General features: G+C 64.4%; 29 protein-coding genes. 20 read left to right on the top strand and 9 right to left on the bottom strand.

All coding sequences use genetic code 11. From position 1 onward, the window contains the following. Position 1: 1 nt before the first annotated feature. From AC30PD_RS17930 to flhD, 9 genes are all read right to left on the bottom strand, one after another. Entirely contained in the window at positions 2-2,110 is a 2,109-nt protein-coding gene (locus tag AC30PD_RS17930) for a chemotaxis protein CheA (RefSeq protein ID WP_489537030.1), read from the bottom strand. A 51-nt stretch (positions 2,111-2,161) separates the two neighbouring features. Next, a complete protein-coding gene (locus AC30PD_RS17925) occupies positions 2,162-2,524 on the bottom strand; it encodes a response regulator (RefSeq protein WP_489537029.1) in 363 nt (120 codons plus the stop codon). 41 nt (positions 2,525-2,565) lie between these two features. After that, on the bottom strand, positions 2,566-3,018 hold the full coding sequence (locus AC30PD_RS17920) for a hypothetical protein (RefSeq protein ID WP_489537028.1): 453 nt from the start codon (positions 3,016-3,018) through the stop codon (positions 2,566-2,568). Continuing rightward, the gene (locus tag AC30PD_RS17915; RefSeq protein WP_489537027.1) at positions 3,018-3,653 is read right to left on the bottom strand and encodes a protein phosphatase CheZ; all 636 of its coding nucleotides are present in this window, start codon (positions 3,651-3,653) and stop codon (positions 3,018-3,020) included. Before AC30PD_RS17915 ends, AC30PD_RS17920 begins: the two co-directional genes overlap by 1 nt. A 32-nt stretch (positions 3,654-3,685) precedes the next feature. Continuing rightward, complete coding sequence (gene cheY / locus AC30PD_RS17910; RefSeq protein ID WP_489537026.1) at positions 3,686-4,084, bottom strand: chemotaxis response regulator CheY; 399 nt, start codon at positions 4,082-4,084, stop codon at positions 3,686-3,688. Positions 4,085-4,121: 37 nt separating this feature from the next. Beyond that, positions 4,122-5,072, bottom strand: coding sequence for a flagellar motor protein MotB (motB, locus tag AC30PD_RS17905; RefSeq protein ID WP_489537025.1), 951 nt, complete (start codon positions 5,070-5,072; stop codon positions 4,122-4,124). A gap of 112 nt (positions 5,073-5,184) precedes the next feature. Beyond that, on the bottom strand, positions 5,185-6,045 hold the full coding sequence (gene motA / locus AC30PD_RS17900) for a flagellar motor stator protein MotA (protein WP_489537024.1): 861 nt from the start codon (positions 6,043-6,045) through the stop codon (positions 5,185-5,187). A gap of 284 nt (positions 6,046-6,329) precedes the next feature. Continuing rightward, the gene (gene flhC / locus AC30PD_RS17895; protein ID WP_489537023.1) at positions 6,330-6,866 is read right to left on the bottom strand and encodes a flagellar transcriptional regulator FlhC; all 537 of its coding nucleotides are present in this window, start codon (positions 6,864-6,866) and stop codon (positions 6,330-6,332) included. A gap of 31 nt (positions 6,867-6,897) precedes the next feature. Further along, a complete protein-coding gene (gene flhD, locus AC30PD_RS17890) occupies positions 6,898-7,221 on the bottom strand; it encodes a flagellar transcriptional regulator FlhD (RefSeq protein WP_489537022.1) in 324 nt (107 codons plus the stop codon). A 259-nt stretch (positions 7,222-7,480) separates the two neighbouring features. On the opposite strand from flhD, the gene AC30PD_RS17885 reads away from it, so the two are divergent. The 20 genes from AC30PD_RS17885 to AC30PD_RS17790 all read left to right on the top strand — a co-directional run bounded on the left by AC30PD_RS17885 (position 7,481) and on the right by AC30PD_RS17790 (position 20,440). Continuing rightward, positions 7,481-8,863, top strand: a complete 1,383-nt coding sequence (locus tag AC30PD_RS17885) for a class I SAM-dependent methyltransferase (protein ID WP_489537021.1) — start codon at positions 7,481-7,483, stop codon at positions 8,861-8,863. After that, positions 8,860-9,861, top strand: coding sequence for a hypothetical protein (locus AC30PD_RS17880; RefSeq protein ID WP_489537020.1), 1,002 nt, complete (start codon positions 8,860-8,862; stop codon positions 9,859-9,861). The genes AC30PD_RS17885 and AC30PD_RS17880 overlap by 4 nt, the downstream gene beginning before the upstream one ends. A 500-nt stretch (positions 9,862-10,361) precedes the next feature. Beyond that, positions 10,362-10,727 carry a hypothetical protein gene (locus AC30PD_RS17875; RefSeq protein WP_489537019.1) on the top strand — a complete coding sequence of 122 codons (366 nt, stop codon included), beginning with the start codon at positions 10,362-10,364 and terminating at the stop codon, positions 10,725-10,727. 122 nt (positions 10,728-10,849) lie between these two features. Next, entirely contained in the window at positions 10,850-11,467 is a 618-nt protein-coding gene (locus AC30PD_RS17870; protein ID WP_489537018.1) for a DUF998 domain-containing protein, read from the top strand. 131 nt (positions 11,468-11,598) lie between these two features. Then, the gene (locus AC30PD_RS17865; protein WP_489537017.1) at positions 11,599-11,976 is read left to right on the top strand and encodes an MmcQ/YjbR family DNA-binding protein; all 378 of its coding nucleotides are present in this window, start codon (positions 11,599-11,601) and stop codon (positions 11,974-11,976) included. A 123-nt stretch (positions 11,977-12,099) separates the two neighbouring features. Further along, a complete protein-coding gene (locus AC30PD_RS17860; RefSeq protein WP_489537016.1) occupies positions 12,100-12,798 on the top strand; it encodes a glutathione S-transferase family protein in 699 nt (232 codons plus the stop codon). A gap of 82 nt (positions 12,799-12,880) precedes the next feature. Continuing rightward, on the top strand, positions 12,881-13,507 hold the full coding sequence (locus tag AC30PD_RS17855) for a VOC family protein (protein WP_489537015.1): 627 nt from the start codon (positions 12,881-12,883) through the stop codon (positions 13,505-13,507). 77 nt (positions 13,508-13,584) lie between these two features. Then, on the top strand, positions 13,585-14,085 hold the full coding sequence (locus AC30PD_RS17850; protein WP_489537014.1) for a YdeI/OmpD-associated family protein: 501 nt from the start codon (positions 13,585-13,587) through the stop codon (positions 14,083-14,085). Positions 14,086-14,240: 155 nt separating this feature from the next. After that, complete coding sequence (locus AC30PD_RS17845) at positions 14,241-14,597, top strand: DMT family transporter (protein WP_489537013.1); 357 nt, start codon at positions 14,241-14,243, stop codon at positions 14,595-14,597. Between the two features lie 38 nt (positions 14,598-14,635). After that, positions 14,636-15,259: an HAD family hydrolase gene (locus AC30PD_RS17840; protein ID WP_489537012.1), complete on the top strand. Its 624-nt coding sequence runs from the start codon at positions 14,636-14,638 to the stop codon at positions 15,257-15,259. Positions 15,260-15,342: 83 nt separating this feature from the next. Continuing rightward, positions 15,343-15,717 (top strand): hypothetical protein, encoded by a 375-nt coding sequence (locus AC30PD_RS17835; protein WP_489537011.1) that lies wholly within the window; start codon positions 15,343-15,345, stop codon positions 15,715-15,717. 103 nt (positions 15,718-15,820) lie between these two features. Further along, positions 15,821-16,219 carry an iron chaperone gene (locus tag AC30PD_RS17830; protein ID WP_489537010.1) on the top strand — a complete coding sequence of 133 codons (399 nt, stop codon included), beginning with the start codon at positions 15,821-15,823 and terminating at the stop codon, positions 16,217-16,219. A 108-nt stretch (positions 16,220-16,327) separates the two neighbouring features. Further along, a complete protein-coding gene (locus AC30PD_RS17825) occupies positions 16,328-16,894 on the top strand; it encodes a DUF1579 domain-containing protein (RefSeq protein WP_489537009.1) in 567 nt (188 codons plus the stop codon). A gap of 46 nt (positions 16,895-16,940) precedes the next feature. Then, positions 16,941-17,357, top strand: coding sequence for an SRPBCC family protein (locus AC30PD_RS17820; protein WP_489537008.1), 417 nt, complete (start codon positions 16,941-16,943; stop codon positions 17,355-17,357). A 58-nt stretch (positions 17,358-17,415) separates the two neighbouring features. Next, on the top strand, positions 17,416-17,658 hold the full coding sequence (locus tag AC30PD_RS17815; RefSeq protein ID WP_489537007.1) for a hypothetical protein: 243 nt from the start codon (positions 17,416-17,418) through the stop codon (positions 17,656-17,658). Between the two features lie 206 nt (positions 17,659-17,864). Beyond that, positions 17,865-18,287, top strand: a complete 423-nt coding sequence (locus tag AC30PD_RS17810) for an SRPBCC family protein (protein ID WP_489537006.1) — start codon at positions 17,865-17,867, stop codon at positions 18,285-18,287. A gap of 52 nt (positions 18,288-18,339) precedes the next feature. Continuing rightward, positions 18,340-18,801 (top strand): GNAT family N-acetyltransferase, encoded by a 462-nt coding sequence (locus AC30PD_RS17805; protein WP_489537005.1) that lies wholly within the window; start codon positions 18,340-18,342, stop codon positions 18,799-18,801. 85 nt (positions 18,802-18,886) lie between these two features. Next, a complete protein-coding gene (locus AC30PD_RS17800) occupies positions 18,887-19,123 on the top strand; it encodes a DUF167 domain-containing protein (protein ID WP_489537004.1) in 237 nt (78 codons plus the stop codon). A 205-nt stretch (positions 19,124-19,328) separates the two neighbouring features. After that, complete coding sequence (locus AC30PD_RS17795; protein WP_489537003.1) at positions 19,329-20,009, top strand: SDR family oxidoreductase; 681 nt, start codon at positions 19,329-19,331, stop codon at positions 20,007-20,009. A gap of 155 nt (positions 20,010-20,164) precedes the next feature. Further along, the gene (locus AC30PD_RS17790) at positions 20,165-20,440 is read left to right on the top strand and encodes a hypothetical protein (protein WP_489537002.1); all 276 of its coding nucleotides are present in this window, start codon (positions 20,165-20,167) and stop codon (positions 20,438-20,440) included. Positions 20,441-20,472: the final 32 nt, after the last annotated feature.

The raw sequence follows: 20,472 nt of genomic DNA, 5'->3' as shown, positions 1-20,472 counted from the left end.
ATCAGTGGCGCGAACGGCGCACGAGGCTGCCCACGTCGAGAATGAGTGCCACACGGCCGTCGCCCATGATGGTCGCGCCCGACACGTCGTTGACCTTGCGGTAGTTGGCTTCGAGGTTCTTCACGACCACCTGCTGCTGCCCGAGCAGTTCGTCGACCAGCAGCGCCACGCGCCCGCCTTCGGCTTCGGCCACGACCATGATGCCGCTGGCGTTGTCGTAGTTGAAGCGGGGCACGCTGAAGATCTGTTCGAGTTCGAGCACCGGCATGAAGTCGCCGCGCACCTCGACCACGCGGCCGCTGCCGCCGATGGTCTTGATGACCCCCGGCTGCACCTGGAACGATTCGACCACCGAAGACAGCGGCAGGATGTAGACCTCGTCGCCCACGCCGACCGACATGCCGTCCATGATGGCCATCGTCAGCGGCAGGCGCACCTTCACGCTCATGCCGTAGCCCTCGGCCGAGTCGATCTCGACCGTGCCGCCGAGCGCGGTGATGTTCTTCTTCACCACGTCCATGCCGACACCACGCCCCGACACGTCGGTCACCACGTCGGCGGTGGAGAAGCCGGGCGCGAAGATCAGGCTCCAGACCTCGGCGTCGGTCATGCTGTCGGGCGCGTCGATGCCCCGCTCGCGCGCTTTCTTGATCAGCTTGTCGCGCGACAGGCCCTTGCCGTCGTCGCGCACCTCGATCACGATCGAGCCGCCCTGGTGCGAAGCGCTCAGTGTGATCGTGCCCTGCTCGGGCTTGCCCTTGGCCAGGCGCTCGGCCGGCAGCTCGATGCCGTGGTCGCAGCTGTTGCGCACCAGGTGCGTGAGCGGGTCGGTGATCTTCTCGACCATGCCCTTGTCGAGCTCGGTCGACTCGCCCTTGGTGACGAACTCGACCTTCTTGCCGAGCTTGCCCGCCAGGTCGCGCAGCATGCGCGGGAAGCGGCTGAACACCATCGACATCGGAATCATCCGGATCGACATCACCGACTCTTGCAGGTCGCGGGTGTTGCGGTCCAGGTCGGCCAGGCCGGCGGCCATCTGCTGGTAGAGCGTCGGGTCGACCTTGGCGCTGGTCTGCGCCAGCATCGCCTGCGTGATGACAAGTTCGCCGACGAGGTTGATGAGCTGGTCGACCTTCTCGATCGACACGCGCAGCGTGGCCGATTCGAGCGCGGCGGCGGGCGCCTTGTCGGTCTTGGGAACGACACGTGCCTTCGGTGCTTCGCTCTCGGCCACGGCCACCGGGGCGGCCGCATCGGCGCGCGGCGCGCCGGGCGCTTCGTCGAAGAAGCCGTAGCTCGCGTCGGCGGGGGCCGGTTCGGGCTCGGTGGGTGCGCCGGGCGAACCGGCGTGGAAGCCGTAACCACTGCCCAGCGGCAGCAGTTGCACCGCTTCGCGCGCCACGTGGAAGGTGAACAGGTCCAGCAGGTCGCTGTCGCTGCTGGAAGTGATGACCTTGAAGCGGCGCATGCCGTCGCTGGGCTGGCCGCCGTCGATCGGCTCGATGGTGCCGAGGTCGGGGATCTCGCTGAACAGCTCGACGATGTTGCCGGCCTGTTCGGGGTGTTCGAGCGGCCCGACACGCAGCTCGAGGCTGCGCACCGCCGAGGCTGTGGCTTCAGCCGCCGGCGCTGCAGGTTCGGGTTGGGGCTTGGCCACGGGCACCACCGGCTTGGGTGCAGCCACCGGTGCGGCCTGACCGCCCAGCATGGCGCCGATGCTCGCCAGCAGCTCGGTCGTGTCGACTTCGTCGCCGCCGGCGCCCTGGTGGCGCGCGAGTTGCGAACGCAGCGCATCACCCGACTGCAGCAGCACGTCGACCATCGGCGCGGTCGGCTCCAGCTCGTGGCGGCGCAGCTTGTCGAGCAGCGTTTCCATCTGGTGCGTGAGTTCGGCCACGTCCGAGAAGCCGAAGGTCGCGGCGCCGCCCTTGACCGAGTGCGCGCAGCGGAAGATCGAGTTCAGTTCTTCGTCGTCGGCCGCGGTGATGTCGATCTCGAGCAGCTGCTGCTCCATGCGATCGAGGTTCTCACCGGCTTCTTCGAAGAAGACCTGGTAGAACTGCGTGAGGTCGATGCCGGCGCCGGCGCTGTCGGAAGTGATGTCACCCATGGTGGGTACTCCAGTCTTGGTTCTGCGGTTCGTGTGCTCGCGAGCCGAAGCTCAGCGCACGACTTTCTTGATCACTTCGATCAGCTTGGTGGGGTCGAAAGGTTTCACGAGCCAGCCGGTGGCACCGGCGCTGCGGCCGGCCTGCTTCATCTGGTCGCTCGACTCGGTGGTGAGGATCAGGATCGGCGTGGCCTTGAACTTCGGGTTGTCACGCAGCTTCTTCGTGAGGCCGATGCCGTCGAGGCGGGGCATGTTCTGGTCGGTGAGCACGAGGTCGAAGTCACGCGAGCCCGACTTCTCGAGCGCGTCTTGGCCGTCGACCGCCTCGACCACGTTGTAGCCCGCGTTCTTCAGCGTGAAAGAAACCATCTGGCGCATGGACGCCGAGTCGTCGACAGCAAGGATCGAGTGCATGTTGTTCTCCAGGAATTCTGTGGTTGGCGGGTGTCGGAGCGTCAGAAGAGCTCGACGAAACCGGTGTCCATTTCCGACTGCGTGACGGGGTTGGGCCGCAGCGGTTCTTCGGCGACCACGGCGTCGCCGTCTTCGTCGCCCTCGAACGCGTCGCGCGCCAGGCGGTCGGCGCAGTTGCGCAGGCGGCCTCGGGTGTGGTTGATAAGCTGTGAGGCCATGTCCTGGAACTGCAACGCCGTGACCGCCGCACCCAGGTGCGCGACGGCGCGCTCCACCGGCTGGGCATCGGGCAGCGCCGTGGCGCGCAGGTCGTTCAGGTGCTGCGAGGCGCCGAAGAAACCGGCCAGCAGCGTGTCGCAGGCGTCGGCCAGCAAGGTCTGCAGGCGGTCGAGATCGTTCGTCGCCGTCATGAGGTGGTCCTGCAGGTCGGCCGCGGCCATGAAGGCCAGGCCGTGGGCACCGGCGGCGCCGTCACTTGCGTGTTCGCTGTGCATCAGAACCCCAGGCTCGCGAGCAGGTCGTCGACCTGCTCCTGGTTGGTCACCACATCGCTGCGGCCTTCGGGGTTGACCACCGGGCCGTTCAGGAAGGCGTCTTCGACCTTGTGCACCTGGTCGGGCGGGATCACCTGCATCAGCAGTTTCAGCAGGCTGTCTTCGAGCTCGGTGGCGAGCTTCACGACCTTGGTGACCACCTGGCCGGTCAGGTCGTGAAAGTCCTGCGCCAGCATGATGTCGGTGAGGTGCTGGTCGATGCGTGCGGTGGAGGCTTCCACGTCGCCCACGAAGTTCATCACTGCGCCGCTGGCCACGGCCTTCACCGGGTCGGCGACGATGTCCTTGGCCATCTGGCGCGTCGCATCGGCGATCAGCTTGTGTTCGGCCTTGGCCTGGTCGACCGAGTTCAGCACCTTGTCGGCCGCGGCCGCGGTCTTCTCGGCGATGTAGTTCAGGCGGCTGCGCGCGTCGGGCAGGCCGTCGGCCGCCACCTGCAGCTTGGGCATCACGCCGACCTGGGCCAGCGTGTCGTGCAGCAGCCGTGTGATGCTGCCGACCTGCAGGAACACGTCGGCGGTCGAAGCGGCCTTGATCTCGCGTTCCGACAGGGTCTCGGGAGAATCGCTCTTCATGTTGTTCGGGCTCCGGGTTCAGACGCGGCCGCTCACGCCGTGGCGGCGAGCTTCTGCATGATCTTGTTGACCTTGTCTTCCAGCGTCGCCTTGGTGAAAGGCTTGACGATGTAGCCGGCCGCGCCGTCTTGGGCGGCGCGCACGATGTCTTCCTTGCGCGCTTCGGCGGTGACCATCAAGACCGGCAGGTGCTTGAGGCTGTCGTCCTTCTTGATCGCGCTGAGCAGGTCGAAGCCGTTCATGTTCGGCATGTTGATGTCGGAGACGACGAAGTCGAACTTCTGCGCCTTCAACATGGCCAGGGCGACCGCGCCGTCCTCGGCCTCGTCGGCGTTGGAGCAGCCCATCTCCTTGAGCAGGCCGCGCACGATGCGGCGCATGGTCGAGAAGTCGTCGACGATCAGGAACTTCAGGTCACTCGGGTTGCTCATGGTTGTCCTCTTGCAAATTCACGTTCGATCGCACGTTCTATCGGGTCACGGGGCCGGAAGTTGAGGACAACTTCTCGTCAGTTCCGGCGTTCGGGGTGGGTTCTTCGTCATCGCGTGTGATGTGACGCAATCGGTCTTCGGCTTCGCGGTTCATCACGATGATGCTGATGCGCCGGTTCACCGGGCTGTCGGGCGCGGCCGGGTCGAACAGCACGCTCGAGGCCAGGCCCTGCACCAGCAAGACACGGTCGACGGGCAGGCCACCGGCATTCATCTCGCGGCGCGAGGCGTTGGCGCGGTCACTCGAAAGCTCCCAGTTGCTGTAGCCGCGTTCGCCGGCACCGAACGGCGACGCGTCGGTGTGGCCTTCGAGCGTGAGCTTGTTCGGCACTTCGGCGAGCACGGCGCCGATCTCCTGCAGCAGCTCGCGCATGTACGGTTTGACGATGGCGCTGCCGCTGTCGAACATGGGGCGGTTCTGCTCGTCGACGATCTGGATGCGCAGACCGTCGCGCGTCATGTCGAGCCGGATCTGCGACTTCATCGCGGCCAGCTTCGGGCTGGCGGCAAGCGCTTCTTCGACGCGCTGCTTCAGCGATTCGAGGCGCGCTGCTTCGGCACGCTTCTGCTCGGCCTTCAGGGCCTTGAGCTGCAGGGTGCGGCGCTCGGCCTCCACGTCGCCGGCCTTCACCTGGCCCGAAGTGCGCGTGAGGTCCTTGCCGCCGCCCTTGACCACGCTCGAAGAATCGCCCGAGCCGGTGGCGCCGCCCATCAGCGAGAGCTTCAGCGGCGAGTTGAAGTAGTCGGCGATGCCCTTCTTGTCGCCTTCGGCGGTGGAGCCGAGCAGCCACATCAGCAAGAAGAACGCCATCATCGCGGTCACGAAGTCGGCGTAGGCGATCTTCCACGCGCCGCCATGGGCACCGTGGCCGCCCTTCTTCACCTTCTTGATGATGATGGGCTGGAGCTTTTTCGAGTCGCCAGACATCAGAGGTCTCTCTCAACGGTGGAGGCGGCGCGGGCCGAGCGCCGGGCCGACCCAAGCCGGCCCGCATCCCCTTGGGGGATCGACCGATGTACTCGTCGGGCGAGGGGCTCCATCACTTCTTGCCTTTGACATGGCCTTCGAGCTCGGCGAAGGTGGGGCGGTCACCCGAGTAGAGAACCTTGCGGCCGAACTCGACCGCCACCTGCGGCGCGTAACCCTGCATGCTGGCGAGCAGCGTGGTCTTGATGCACTGCAGTTCTTTCGAGCCGTCTTCCATCTTCTGTTCCATCAGGCCACCGAGCGGCTCCACGAAACCGTAGGCGAGCAAGATGCCGAGGAAGGTGCCGACCAGCGCCGAGCCGATCATGCCGCCCAGCACCGCCGGCGGCTGGCCGACCGAGCCCATGGTGTTCACCACGCCGAGCACGGCCGCCACGATGCCGAAGGCCGGCAGGCCACCGGCCAGGCGCCCGATGGCGGCCACGGCGGCGTGTTCTTCCTGGTGGTGCGTTTCGATCTCGCTGTCCATCAGGCTTTCGATCTCGTGGGCGTTCAGGTTGCCCGAGACCATCATGCGCAGGTAGTCGGTGATGAACTCGACCACGTGGTGGTCGTTGCCGACGGTGGCGTACTTCTGGAACAGCGGCGAGCTGTGCGGCTCCTCGACGTCCTTCTCGATGGACATCAGGCCTTCCTTGCGGGCCTTCTGCAGGATGTCGTACATCAGCGCCATGAGCTCCATGTAGCGCGCCTTGCTGTACTTGCTGCCTTTGAAGCACTTGCCCAGACCCGACAACGAGGCCTTGATGACCTTCATCTGGTTGTTCGCCAGGAACGCCCCCGCCGCGGCTCCGAAGATCGTGATCATCTCGAACGGCAGGGCGTGCAGGATCACGCCGATGTTGCCGCCGTGCGCGATGTACACCCCGAAGATGCAAACCAGGGCCAGGCCCCAGCCGACGAGAACGAACATGGTGTGAAGGTCCGAGAGTTGTTGGGCCGAGAGTCGAAGCCGGCCGCGCCTGCAGCTTTATCGGCCAATAACGGGCTGGCTTGAGTCTGGGGGCGGCCGGCATCTCACGATGCCCACAACAGCGGCGGTTTGCGGCCGCTACACGGGCGATGGGCCGCAAAAAAAGCGGGCCCCGAAGGGCCCGTTTGAAGACACATGAATCTGTGTCAGGAGGAGACAAGCAAGAGATCGGTACGTGACAAGCTTTTCGGCGCTTGTCGGCAAAACTGGAGGCCGGCTCGCACTCAGTGCATCTGGATGCCGCCCGCTGCCTTGCCCTTGCCGGCACGTGCCGGCGGGTTGCACAGGCCACACACGTAGTGTTTCGCGATTTCGTGCGGGTGTGTCACGAAGTGGCCGCCGCACTTCGAGCATTTGGTCATGGTCAGCATGCCGTTGTCGACGAATTTGACGAGGCGCCAGGCGCGGGTGACCGAGAGCAGCGCTTCCAGGCCCTGCGCCTGGGTCTGTTCCTGGTAGAGCTGGTAGGCCTTGATGACGGTGTCGATCTCGTCCATCTCGGCCACCTTGTTCAGGTATTCGTGGATGTTCAGGAACAGCGAGGCGTGGATGTTCGGCTGCCAGGTCATGAACCAGTCGGTCGAGAACGGCAGCTGGCCCTTGCTGGGGCTCTTGCCCGAGACTTCCTTGTACAGGCGCAGCAGGCGCTCGTAAGACAGGTCGGTCTCCGATTCGAGCACTTGCAGGCGGGCGCCGAGGTTGATCAGCGTGATCGCACGGCTGATCTGCTTGGCTTCGGTGAGGATGCTCTTGACGCGCATGGTGCTGTGTCCGGTGAACTGCTGGGGTGAATCAGGCGGCTTCTTGATGGCGGCCCGCCATCAGGATGGATGCATGAAGGCGCGAGGTGGTGTCGTTCGCGGCGCTCTTGCCGTGGTTGGTGAGCAGCGTCCAGACCAGTTCGTCGTCCATGCGGAACTTGCACAGCAGCGTGTTGCCGGAAGCGACCTTCATCATCTGGGCCGGCGTGAGCAGGCCGATCAGCGCGGCGCTTTCTTCAGAGATGCCGAGGCGGAACAGGGCTTGTTCGCGGTCAGCGCGGATCAGGCTTTGCGCCAGCATCAGGTAAGAGAGGTTGGCTTCGCGAATTTCGGTGAGGATCTGGTCGGCGTTCATGGGGTGGCTCCGGTGTGTGCTTTGTTCGTCTGCTTGTCGCGTTGCTCTGTGTCTCAACGTGAAGCGAATTGTGAAGATCGGGTTTCAACCCCGACATCAGGGCCTGGCTGTGGCTTGAGTCCATCTTTCGCCATGCGGCTTGTCGGGCAACTTCCTACAAGGGTTGGCCCTGTCGAGCCTGGCCTGCCGGGCGAAATGGGGCGGGAAGGCGCGTTTCCTCCGCGCTTCGCATGAGAGGTGCCGCACCGATGATCCGGGCATGAACACACCGCTGCCCGCCGCCCGGCCCGTGCGCCCTGCCCTCGTGGTGATCGGCAGCGCTGCGGCAGCACCGGCCCGCGTGCACGCCGACCACACGGCGCTGCTGAAAGCCTTGCCGGCGGCCGAACGGGTGCTGCACGTGGGTGCCGACGGCTCTGCCCTCGCACGCGCCTACGCCGGCAGGCACCCGGGGTGCCAGTGGCACGACGCACACGACACGCGCGACGCGCAAGACGCGAGCGGCCGGTTCGACCTGATCGTGCTCGGTGATGGCTGGCTCGCCCAAGGCGACCCGCCAGCCTTGCTGCTGGGCCTGCATGCACGTTGCGCGCCCGGGGGCCAACTCTTCGCAGAGATCGAGAACCAGGCGCAGTTCGCGATGCTGCAACGCTGGGTCGAAGCCGACCTGACCGACGCCCCCGACGGGCCGCTCGCCAGCCCGCAACTGCGTTACGAGTCGCCCGCCTCGCTCTACAAGCTGCTGCTCGACACCGGCTGGTCACCCACGCAGGCCGCCGAAACCGCGGCGCCACCGGCGAACCCGGCCTTCACCGAAGCGGCCGTGGCGCTGGCGCAATCGGTCGGTGTGCCGGCCGCCACGGCGCGCCGCCAGCTCGGCACAGGGCGGCTGATCGTGCAGGCCCAACGCAGTTTCGAGCCGTGCATCTTCGAGCCTGCGGCCGCCACGCCCGAACCCGCCCGCTTTTCAGTCGTGGTGCCGACCACGCGCGAGACCCAGCTGCGCCTGAACGTCGAACATTCGCCGGGGCTGCGCGAGGTCGACGCCCGCATCGTCTCTTACCGCCGCGCGGCCAGCCCGGCCGAAGCACTGGAAGCCTCGCTGCAGCACCTGAACACCGACTGGGTGCTGCTGTGCCACCAGGACGTGTACTTTCCCGCCGGCTTCGGCCAGCGCCTGAACGAACTGCTCGCCGGCATTTCGGCCGAAGAGCGGCCGCGCACGCTGATCGGCTTTGCCGGCATGGGCGTGAACGCGGCGCGCCAAGGCTACGAACCAGCGGGCTTCGTGATCGACCGCCGCCACCGCTTCGACCACCCGGCTTCGGAAGCGGCCGTCTCGATCGACGAGCTGGCGATCGTGCTCGCGCGCGACACGGTGCACCGCATCGACCCTGCGCTCGGCTGGCACCTGTGGGCCACCGACCTGTGCATCGAGGCGATCTGCACGCACAAGGTCTTTCCGCGCATCGTGCGGCTGCCGCTGTTCCACAACTCGAGCAACGACCACCAGTTGCCGGCGGCGTTCCACGCGTCGGCTCACCGGCTGGCCGCCAAGCACCCGGGCTTCGGGCCCATCGCCACCCTGTGCGGAACCATCGACGAACGGTTTCTGCAAACCCACCGGAGCCAGGCCGCATGACACCGATGATCACGCTCATCCCCGCCTACAAGCCCGACTACCTGGCCGAGCTGTTTCTCGGCCTGCGCAGCCAGAGCTTCAAGGACTTTCGCGTCGTGCTCTCCGACGACAGCCCCGGCGGCGCGGTCACCGCGCTCATCCGCAGCGGCGCGCTCGACAGCCTGATCTCATCAATCGACCTGCTGGTGGTGCCGGGCCCGCGCCAGGGCTCGCTGAAGAACATCCACCACCTGATCGACGGCTGGGCGGCGCAGGCGCCGCTCGTGCACGTGCTGATGGACGACGACATCGTCTACCCTGACTTCTACCGCCAGCACGCACTGGCCCACACGCGCGGCGCGCCGGGCGCTTCGGTGAGCCAACGCTGGCTCACGGCCGCCGACGGCAGGCCGGGCGCCATGCTGCCGCTGCCGAGCTTCTTCGACGACGTGCCCGAACGCCTGGTGTACCTGGACGCGCCAGCGCTGTTTGCCACGACCGCCCTGCACTGCCAGAACTGGCTCGGCGAGTTCTCGAACATGGTGCTGTCGCAAGACGCGGTGCGGCGGCTGCGCGGCTCGCAGATGAACGGCCTGTCGTACTACGGCCTGGCCGACATCGGCGTGCTGCTCGACGTGTCGACCCACGCGCCGGTCGTGTTCATTCGCGACCACCTCGGCGGCTTTCGCAGCCACCCGCAGCAGACCACGCACCAGCGCCAGTCGTTCGCGCTGAAGTGCGGCTACCTCGCCTGGGTGGCGCTGGCCCTGGCCGGCTGGCGCGGCGGCCACCTGAGCGCCGAGCAGACGCAGGCGTCGCTCGCAAAAAGCGTGGGCCAGTGCATGAACCACTTCGCCAGCGACGTGGCGCTGAGCGAGTTCTTCGGCATCGCGATCGCGCATGCGCGCAATCTGGCGTCGTTCGACGAGCACTTCGGCGCCTGGTGGGCACGCATGCTGTCGAGCGACAGCGACTCGCGGAGCGACGTGGCGCCAGTGGGCGAGTTGATGACCGCCTGACGGGGCACGCGACAGCGCGACCGACGGTTGCGTGACGGTTCGACGAGCGCCCGGTTACATTGACGGGGGCGGCATTTGCCGGTTGGTCGCGATTGGATCAGGGGGTTGTGCCACGCCATGAATTCGACGACTTGCCAATCCTCGCGTCGGCATTCACCTCCAAAGATGACGGCGGCGGAGTGGGCAAGCGCGTCGTCTGCAACACGTTAGGCGCACATGAGCTACACGTGAGCAGTTTCGTGGTTCATCGTGCTTCTCGGCATCCTTCCTGCTGTCTTGCTGGGCCGGCTCGTCGCACTGTCTGGCGCAAAGTCCAAGAAGGACTGAGTTGGCACATTGAATCAACAAACACCAAAAGCATTCATCTACAAGGCAAGCGCCTAACCCTTCCATCGAGCGGACTCGCTCATGTCAAACGTCAGGCGCCAAGTACGCGAGTTCGGAGCATGCCCATCAACCCAGACTCCTTGTCCTCGTTCGCGAGCGAGTACACAGATCGCATGTCCAGCATTCGCGGAAGGCGCGTCCAGCGCCTCATCAAGCGCGAATTCGGCGGAGCTGAGTTTGTGTTGCTTGCCAGGTCGAGCGCCGGTGAAGCAAGCGTTCTCGGTCTGTCTTCGAGCGGGGCCGCCATCTGCACAACCGACGGCAGAGGCAAGCAGGCGTGTGTCATCAAGTGGGCTCACGGAACGACTGTGGCCCATGAGACGCACTTTGATCTGCACAAAGACTCGTTGCCAGTTCTCGGCAGCGCCCAAGTCTCACTTGGTAGGCTCCGCGAGCAAACCCGTCTTCACGTGCCTGTCGAGTCGGTTCCGCCCGAAGCCGCGGCACTTTTGGCCAAGGTGGTCGAGGTCATGGCATGAGTGCGATGGCGGGCGCACAGCCAGACTGGTTGGCGCCCAAGCCTTCCATCGAGGTGGGCGTCCAAGGGCTATCGCCTTGGGCCGCCCCTCATGTGCAACGTTAGGCCCCAAAGTCATCGAATATGCCTCGCCAAGTTGTCTTCGCTTCCGCCCTTGTCTCTGCGCTTTGCATCTTGCTGGTCACGGTGCTCGCAGCCATCGCGACTCCGGGCTACAGTCATCTCTCTCAATTCATCAGTGAGCTCGGGGCATCGCAGGCAAGATACGAATTCCCCGTGCGTTTTGCAGGCTTCTTGCCGGCGGGCATCTCGCTCCTGGCCTTCAGCTGTCTCGCCTACAAGAGTCTTCCGAAGTCCAGTCTTGCAACCTCATCGCTTTTCGCGCTGGCCATCTACGCACTCGGCTATGTAGCGGCAGCCTTCTTTCCGTGCGATCCAGGCTGTCGACCGGAGCTCCCCAGTGTTTCGCAAAGAATCCACAACCTCGTGGGCGGCCTTGGCTATCTCCTGGCTCCCGGCTTCCTCTTTGCTCTGGCCCATTGCTCTCGTTCTTGGCCAGCGTCCGCACCACTTCCGGCCATGGGCTTCGCTGCTTCGGCGCTCTCGCTGTTTGGTCTTCTTTCCCTGTCAGCATCTTCGCCGTACGTTGGCCTCAGTCAGCGTGCCATTGAGGCCTCGGTGCTCGGTTGGGCCCTTGTGTGCGGGTGGTACATTCGCGCGCATTCGCGTGTTGCGGCCTAACCCTTCTATCGAGCGGACTCGCCCACGTCACGCCCAACTCTTCCATAGAGAGGGCTCGCGCCGGCAAGCCGGATCGAGGGTCTCATGTCAAAGGTCAGGCCGCACAACTCGCCGTCGAGGAGGGGACCACCATGGCCGTGAAGCTCGAAGACACCCGCAAGTTCGCCTTGGCGCTCCCGGACACAACAGAGGAGCCGCATCACAATTTCGGCTCGTTCCGCGTGCGCGGCAAGATCTTCGTCACCATTCCTCCAAGCGGCGAGTTGCTTCACATCTTCCTGCCAGAAGAACAACGGGAACTCGCACTGGCCATGAATCCGGAGTTCCTGGAGCCGGTGCACTGGGGAAGCAAGGTGCTCGGCGTGCGTGCAAAGCTGCCACTGGCACGAAAGGCAACGGTGCTGCGCCTCATCGAGCAAGCCTACGCGTTCAAGGCCGAGAAAGTTGCTCCCGGCAAGCGGCGTTCGCGCTCAAGCCCTTCCTTGGGGCGGGCAAAAAATGCGTGCTGACCCTTCGGTCGGACCGGCCCCCACCGGCACGCCAGACTTGGCCTTCATTTCATTCCGGGCCAGGCGCAGCCGTCTCCGCGAGCCGCTCATGTCAAAGGTTGCTCGGCATGAAGGACAAGCCCGTTGCTGACCCTCTACATCGCCAACAAGAACTACTCGTCGTGGTCGCTGCGGCCTTGGCTTTTGCTCAAGCAACTACAGATCCCATTCAATGAGCGGCTTGTGCCATTCGGATCGATTGCCGACCCGGGCGGCTTCAGAACGTTCTCGCCGTCGGGCCGGGTGCCGTGCCTGGTGCACGACGACTTGATCGTCTGGGACTCGCTTTCGATCGTTGAATACATCGCAGAGGTGGATCCTCTGGCTTGGCCTCAGACCCCACGGGCCAGGGCATGGGCGCGGTCGGCTTCAGCCGAGATGCACTCAGGCTTCTCGAACATCCGGAACATCTGCACCATGAACTGCGGATTGCGGGTTCGGTTGAAGCAGGTGACCCCAGCGCTTGAACGCGAGTGGTCGAGGGCCGATGAACTCTGGCGACAAGGCTTGAGCTCCTTCGGAGGCCCCTTCCTCAGTGGGCCGAGCTTCACGGCGGTCGATGCGTTCTTCGCCCCGTTGGCCTTCCGGGCCCAGACCTACTCGCCGAGCATCTCGCCAGAGGCGAGCGCATACGTTGATCGATTGCTCTCGCTGCCTCACATGGCCGACTGGTACCACGCTGCCTTGCAGGAGGTATGGCGCGACGACGAGCATGAACAAGAGGCCCGAGCCGCAGGTGAATGGCTCGTCGATCTCCGCGCCAAACAGCCAGATGCCGCCTAACGGGTCGTTCAACCGGAGCGCCAACGGCTGGCTTCCCGTCGTCGCCCGGTTGACTCTGCGCTAGGCCCCACACAGAAACACCGTGGCTCGCCTCGATCACATCTCAGTCGTCGCGCCAACGCTCGAAGTCGGCTCAGCGTATGTGGAAGCAGCGCTTGGAGTGAAACCGCGGCCGGGAAGAACACACCCGAGCATGGCCACCCACAACCTGCTCTTGGCGCTGGGCTCCGAGGTGTACTTGGAAGTCATCGCGGCCGATCCGGCAACGGCTCCGCCGACGCGGCCGCGATGGTTCGGTCTGGACCAGATATCGCCGGCTTCGACTCCACGGCTGGGAGCATGGGTCGCCAGCACCGCAGATATTGCGGGGGATCTCGTGCCCGAGCTTGGCGAAGTTGAGACCATGCGTCGCGAAACGCATACCTGGCTCATGGCGGTGCGGGCCGACGGCGCCGCCCCCTTTGATGGTGCGGCGCCTCTGCTGATCCAACGCGCGTCTGGTGCAAACCCGGTGGCCGCTCTTCCCCCAACCGATCTTCGTTTCAAGAGGCTGCTGATACGCCATCCAACTCCGGGTCAAGTTCTGGCAGTCTTCAAGCGCATCGGGCTCGAGCCTCACCCCTGCGTTTTGTTGATGTCGGGCACCCAGTGCAGTTTGGTCGCTGAAATCGAAACACCGTCCGGCACAAGGTGGCTTGGCGAGGCCTGACCCCTCGCTCAGCCGGCACCGGCGCCACACTTTTGCCCGCTCGGCCGCAGATTGCGCGTGACACAGATTCAGAATCCATGAAGCACTCCCCCCACGTCGGAAAGCAGTTCGCGTTCCATGCGGTCCTGGAAGACTGGGCCGAAGGCATGGACTACTGCGCCATTCCCGTGCCCGCCGAGATCACGGAGGCGCTAGGAACGAAGGGGCCGGTGCTCGTCATGGCCCGCGTCAACGAGTCCGAGCCGTTCGAGGTGAGTCTCTTCCCCGTCGGCGGTGGCCAGCACTACATTCGGATCAAGGCCAGGGTTCGCAAGGAAACGAGCACCAGGACGGGCGACAGCATTCGGATGCGGTTGACGGTCCTTGACCGCAATGCCGTGGACATTCCGGATGATCTGCTCCGCGCACTGCGCGCCGAGGGTCTCGCGCAAGCGTTTCAGTCGCTACCACCCGGCAAGCAGAACTTCATCATCCGGCGGCTCGACGAAGCGGCAAAGCCGCAAACGCGCGAACGGAGGATTCGCGAAGGGGTACTGGCCGCGCTCCAACGCAGAGAGAAGCTCAACGAGAAGGCCTAGGTCGTCGTTTTCGGGCTCGGCGCCTGACCGTCGTCGCCCGTTTGGCTCGAACGTCGGGCCGCACGAGCGGCACAGTCTCGCTTCGGCGTCTGCAAGGCATAGGCGCAATCGCTGCTTCTGGCAGACTGCAGCATCATCAACGAGAACCTGCAGCCATGTTGGACGCATCGAGCACGAAGGCCGCGTGGGCTCTTATCCTCTTGTCTGGCCTGTTAGAGATCGCTTTCGCAGCAGCGATCCAAGCTTCCAACGGTTTCACTCGGCTCGTTCCTGCCACGCTGGCCGTGGTGTCGGGTGGCCTGAGTGAGTATTTGATGAGCCTCACGCTTGCGGTCATTCCGATCGGAACCGCCTACTCAGTTTGGGGTGGCGTCGGCGCGGTCGGTACAGCGGCATTGGGGCTACTGGTCTACGGTGAGCCCGCGGCGCCTGCTCGCCTGTTCTGCATTGCGCTGGTCGTCGCGGGCATTGTCGGGCTGCAGTGGTTTGAGGGGTCGAGGAGTGCGGCCTGACCCTTGCGTCGAACACGGGGCATTGCAGAGCACAAACCTTGGCCATACGAGCTGTCCTGTTCGATTTCGACGGCGTCCTGACGACAGACAAGACGGGCTCGCTCACGACCGCGCGCTACTTGAGCCAGCGCACAGGCATCGACCTGCAAAGGGTTCAGTCTGCATTGCGTGTGTTCAACCATGACTTGACTCTCGGAAGAACCACGCATGCCGAGGTCTGGGAAGAACTTTGCCTGCTTCTTGGCCAGACGGTTCCCCTGGGCCTGCTCGAAGAGGCGTTCAAGAGCACGCCACTCAGCGAACGAATGATGAACACGGCAAGAGCTCTGCGGCCGCGCTACGCCGTTGGCATCGTCACGGACAACAAGAAAGACCGGCTCGACACTCTGAAGCGCCTTCATGACTTGCCGAGTCTGTTCGATCCGATCGTGGTTTCATCCGAGCTCGGGCTCAGCAAAGACGATCCCGAGATGTTTCTCTTTGCTTTACGACGCCTGCGTTTGAAGCCGGAAGAATGCATCTTCATCGACAACAACAGAGACAACCTGGCTGCTCCGGCGGCACTGGGCATGAAGACCATCTGCTTCGACGACGAGAAGCAGGATTTCAAGGCGCTGCTGACCGAGCTTCAGGCGCATGGCGCCATCGTCGGCGACGCCTAGACCTTGCATCGGGCTGGCCGCCCCGGCAGGCCGGGGCACGCAGCAGCGGGCACAATGGGCACCCCGAGTTGCGCGCCTTGACCATGCCCTACAGACTCACCTGGGAGCCTTCCGGTGTCTACCGCGAGTACTTCGGCGACGTCACAGTGACCGAGCGCCGTGATTCTCTCGAGCTCATCTGCGGTGACCGGCGCTTCGACGACATTCGCTACGCGCTCACCAACTACCTGGCCGCCGAGGCCTACGAGGTGACCAGTGCGGCCACGGCAGAGATCGCGGCCCTTCACATCGCACCGCTCGTGACCAACCCGAACATCGCCATCGCAGCGGTGGCCTTCCGCCCAGACATCGTGGCCGCGATCCAGGACTTCAAGAGCTACGCCTTCACCAGTGCCCCGTATCGCATCTTCCCGACGCTGGCCGAGGCCCGAGCGTGGTTGCGCGAGCGGCAGCGCTGAGTGCATGGCCATCGATGCATCACGATCCGGGCGCAGAGTTCGCGTTCGACAAGCTGGCGTTGTCACCCCTCGCCCTCTGGCCTGACCTGACGGAAGACGAACCATGAGCCGAGAGACAAAACCCAAGGGCAAACCCATCGAGCCCGGTGGCGTTTCCGAGTACATAGAACGGTGCCCCGAAGAGATACGGGGTCGCCTGGCGGAAGTGCGGGTCGCCGTGCAGCAGGCTGCGCCTGGCGCCGTCGAAACGGTCAGCTACTTCCAGATGCCCGGCTACAGCTACGAAGGTTATGACTACAGCGGCATGTTCGCCTGGTTCAGCTTCAAGGCACCTCACGTGCGTCTGCACGTTCGCCCGCCTGTGCTGGAAGACCACGCGGAAGAAGTTTCGGCCTACGCCACGACAAAGGCCATCGTCAGCTTTCCCATGCATGGGCCGATGCCGAAGTCCTTGATCAAGAAGCTCGTGAAAGCGAGTGTCCGCGTGATGAAGCAAAAGTAGCGCGGGATCGAACATGAGGCCTGGCCCGGCCGTGTGGATGCCTTGTCATGTATCGTCATTTCACCACCCGTTCGAACAGGAAGCCTCATGCGTCATCATCGTGTTCACATGGCCATCGCGGTCTGGTGCGCTTTTTCAGCCACCTCATCGCTCACCTTCGCAGCGGGTGCTCCCGACTCGGTTCAGCTGCTTTCCGCGCAGCGGCAATCGATGCAAGCGCTGAAAATCTTTGACGGCACGTGGCGTGGCCCCGCCAGGGTCATCCTGCCCGACGGCAAGGAGATTTTCATCACTCAAACTGAAAGAGTCGGCAGCTTCCTGGGTGAAACGGTCAAGGTGATCGAAGGCCGTGGCTATGCGCCGGATGGAAGCAGTCCGTTCAATGCCTTCGCCGTCATCTCCTTCTCTCCGCAAACCAGCAAGTACAACTTTCACTCGCACGCTCAGGGCTACTCGGGAGACTTTCCGCTGGAAGTGCGACCCGATGGCTTCACGTGGTCTGTCAAAGCGGGGCCCGCCACATTGCGGTACACAGCGACGGTGAAAGACGAGGTCTGGGTCGAGACAGGGGAACGCCTGGTCGACGGCCAAGCTCCGGTGAAAACATTCGAAATGACGCTCCGCCGCATCGGCAGCACCGACTGGCCAGCGGCTGGTGCCGTGCCGGCAAAATGAAGCGGGGCACCCGACCCTTCAATTTGAGCCACGACAAGGAGTTCGCATGAAGATCATCGTTTCAACAGTCGTCGTTGCCCCGATGCATGAGGTGTGGAGCGCGTACACCACGCCTGCAGACATCAAGCGCTGGAATGCAGCGTCTCCGGATTGGCACACCACTGCCGCCTCGGTCGATCTTCGGCCTGGCGGCAAGTTCTCGTCGCGCATGGAAGCGAAGGACGGCTCGTTCGGGTTCGACTTCGAAGGTGAGTACACCAAGGTCGTTCCGCATCAGCTGATCGAATACGCCTTCGGCGATCGACGGGCCGTGGTCGAGTTCACCGACAGCCCTCAGGGGGTGATCGTGAAGGTCGAATTCGATGCCGAGACGACACATCCGGAAGACCAGCAACGCACGGGCTGGCAAGCCATTCTGGACAATTTTTCGCGCCACGTGAAGGGCAAGCTGGCTTCCGAGTAGCCGGCCCGGAGCAGGCGGGGCAGACGGGCGCCCGACCCTTTCAACGAGTGGGCTCACCATGGATACCGACGAACCTCAAGACATGGGCTTCACCTACCGCGTCCGAAAGAGCGGGGACGTTCAGATATTCCATCGCGGTCGGCTGGCCTCGACGCTTCGTGGCGCAGATGCTGAAGACTTCAAGCAGGAAGCTGCGGCTGAATCCGGCGCGCCAGCTCAGCAACTCATGGCACGCATCACCGGGAACTACAAGCACGGAAACGAAAGGCTTGCCGGCGAACACCCCCGGAATCGCCGGTGACTGCTGGTCGAGAACACCGCCAAGTTGGGCGCATGGTCGCCCAACGGTGTGAAGTTCCTTCGCGTTCCCGCGAGCGGCGCGGCCTTTGACCCAGTGCTTCACCCAGACGTGGTCCCCTCAAATGAAACATCGAGGTGTACACGCCTTCTGTCCGCTCTCGCCCCAGGAGTGCGTTGAACCGCTTGTCTTCACACTCTTCTTCGCTCATGCAGATCGAACACCGCATCAAGGTTTCTGCCACCCCTGACGTCATCTTCCGCATCTACGAAGACGTCCGGAACTGGCACACCTGGGACCCTGACACCAAGGCCGCCACCCTCGATGGGCCTTTCGAGGTGGGAAGCCGCGGCCGGCTCACGCCGACCAAGGGCAACCCGTTGCCCATGGTCCTGACACTGGTTGCCCGAGACAAGTGCTTCACCGTCGAGTCGCAGATCCCGCTTTTTCGCATGGTGTTCGAGCACGAACTCGTGCCTGCGCGAGGGCTCACCGAGGTCATCCACAGGGTCACCTTGTCCGGGCCGCTGACGATGCTTCTGGGCAGAATGCTCGCCAGGCAGTTGCACTCGGGGCTTCCGGTCACACTGGCCAGGCTCAAGGCTCTGGCCGAGTTGCGAAGTTCCGCCTGATAGGCTCGAAGCTCAGGCGTTACGAGGCAGGCCCATGACACGCATCCGTCCAATGACCAGCGGCGAGTTCACGCACTGGCGAGCTCAGTCCACACCTGCGTATGCGGCAGACAAAGTCCGCACCGGGCGGTGGCCAGAACAGGGGGCACTGGCCGAGGCAGAAAAGGAGTTGTCGTCTCTTCTGCCGCAGGGCCTGGCGACCGCGGGCCACTGGCTGTTCACCATCGAGTCTGAATCGGAACATTCCGTGGGGGCGATCTGGCTTGCGCGCGCCGAGCGTCCGGCCGGCCCCGTCGGCTACATCTACGACCTGGTCATCTGGCCCGAGCACAGGCGCCATGGCCATGCCGCTCGGGCGATGCGAGCCCTCGAACAAGAAGCCATCAGGCTCGGGTTCGGCGGCTTGGCGCTTCACGTCTTCGGGCACAACGCGTCGGCACGCAGCCTGTACGTGAGCCTCGGCTACGAACCCACGAACATCAACATGTTCAAACCGCTTGCCGGTGCGCCATGACGTTGGCTCGCGCCTCGTGCGCAGCGGCCAGCTCTCTCACGGGTTCTGGCGCTTTCCGGATCGCGCAAGCGTAGAACCAGAGGCCATGCCGCAGCGAGTCATCCAGATCAAGGTCAAGCCCGGTTCACGTGCGAGTGAACTGGCGCAGAACGAAGACGGCACCTGGCTCGCTCAACTCAAATCGCCACCCGTCGACGGCAAGGCCAACGCAGAACTCATTGCGCTCGTTGCAAAACACTTCAAGTGTCGCAAGGCTGCCGTGTCGATCAAGAGCGGTGCTTCCGGCCGCATGAAGCTGGTGCTGATCGAGGACTCGCCATGAGTCTGCTCGTCCACTTCGCCGCCTGACCATTGCATCGAGAACAAGCCTGCCGGCACAGGCAAGCCCGGCGGCGAACCGACCGGCAGCACAGGGGCGCAGGCCTATCATGCTTGCTCTCGGCCAAAACACCTCGCCAGTGTTGGCCGCGCAGCCCAGACCCTGCGCGCAGCAGGCCACCACGGCGCATCCTCAACCGGGAAAGCACATGCAAAACGCCCTCGTCGGCAAGCGCGTTCTCATCACTCAATCGGGTGAGTTCATGGGGCCCGTGCTGTGCGGGTTGTTTGCCGAGCAAGGGGCCACCGTCATTGCCAGCACTGAAGCGCTCTCGGAGCCCGGTGCCGCCGAGCGGGTGGTTCGCAGCGCAGGTGAGTTCGACGTTCTGGTCGCCAACCTGGCCTGCACCGCGCCCACGACACCGGCCACCGAGGTCAGCGAAGAAGAGTGGCGCCGGGTGTTCGCAGCGCTGGTCGATCCCCTGCCCCGCCTGGTGGCGGCCACTGCGCCTGCGATGCTTGCCAGGCGCTCGGGCAAGATCCTGGTCATCGGCAGCGCGTCGGCTCTGCGCGGCATGAAAAGGGCTTCGACCTACAGCGCGGCACGTGGCGCTCAACTCGCCTACGTGCAGGCCGTGGGGGTCGAGCTGTCCCAGCACAACGTGCAGGTCAACGCCATCGCGCAGAACTTCGTCGACAACCCGACCTACTTTCCTGCCGAGGTTCAGGCGAACCCACGCTTCCAGGAACGCCTGGCGCGCGAAGTGCCGCTCGGCAGGCTTGTTTCGGCACGCGAGGATGCACTGTTCGCCGCCTACCTCTGCAGCAGTGCTGCCGACTGTTTTGTCGGCCAGGTGTTCCCCGTGAGCGGTGGCTGGGCCGTGCGTTGACGGCGAACGCTTCCCTGGCCGGGCTCGCTCAGGTAAAACCTCGGGCACCGAGAATGGGGCGCCATGTCTGTTGAAACGTCTGCCCGAACCGCCAACGCGCCTACCACCCCTGCTTTCCTGGGCTTTGCACTTTCAAGTGCTGCGGAGCAAACCTCGTGAACCTGGCCCCCACGCCTTTCAGCGCCGCACTGGCAGGCGCGTTCGCCGGCGCCGTCATGCCGATTCTCTGGTCTCGCATCGCCAGCGACAGCACGGTGCTGGTCATCGCCTTTCTGCTGGTCGTGGCGCTGCCGGCCCACGCTTTCGTCGTGGGCTTTCGGCGCCCGGAGGCTGCCGACCCGAAAAGCGTCGACGCCGCCTTGCTCAAGCGCGTGGGTGCATGGTTGCTCTGCGCGGCCGTGGCGGTGGCCGCCGGGCTTGCCCTGCGATGAAGATGATCCTCACGCCGGCCACCCCGCCGGAC

Origin of the sequence: Rhizobacter sp., assembly GCF_032229685.1 — a bacterium.
In the GTDB taxonomy this organism is placed as follows: domain Bacteria; phylum Pseudomonadota; class Gammaproteobacteria; order Burkholderiales; family Burkholderiaceae_C; genus LMDS01.
Note: the sequence above shows the minus strand (reverse complement) of the source record. Positions and strands in the feature narration are given on the sequence as shown.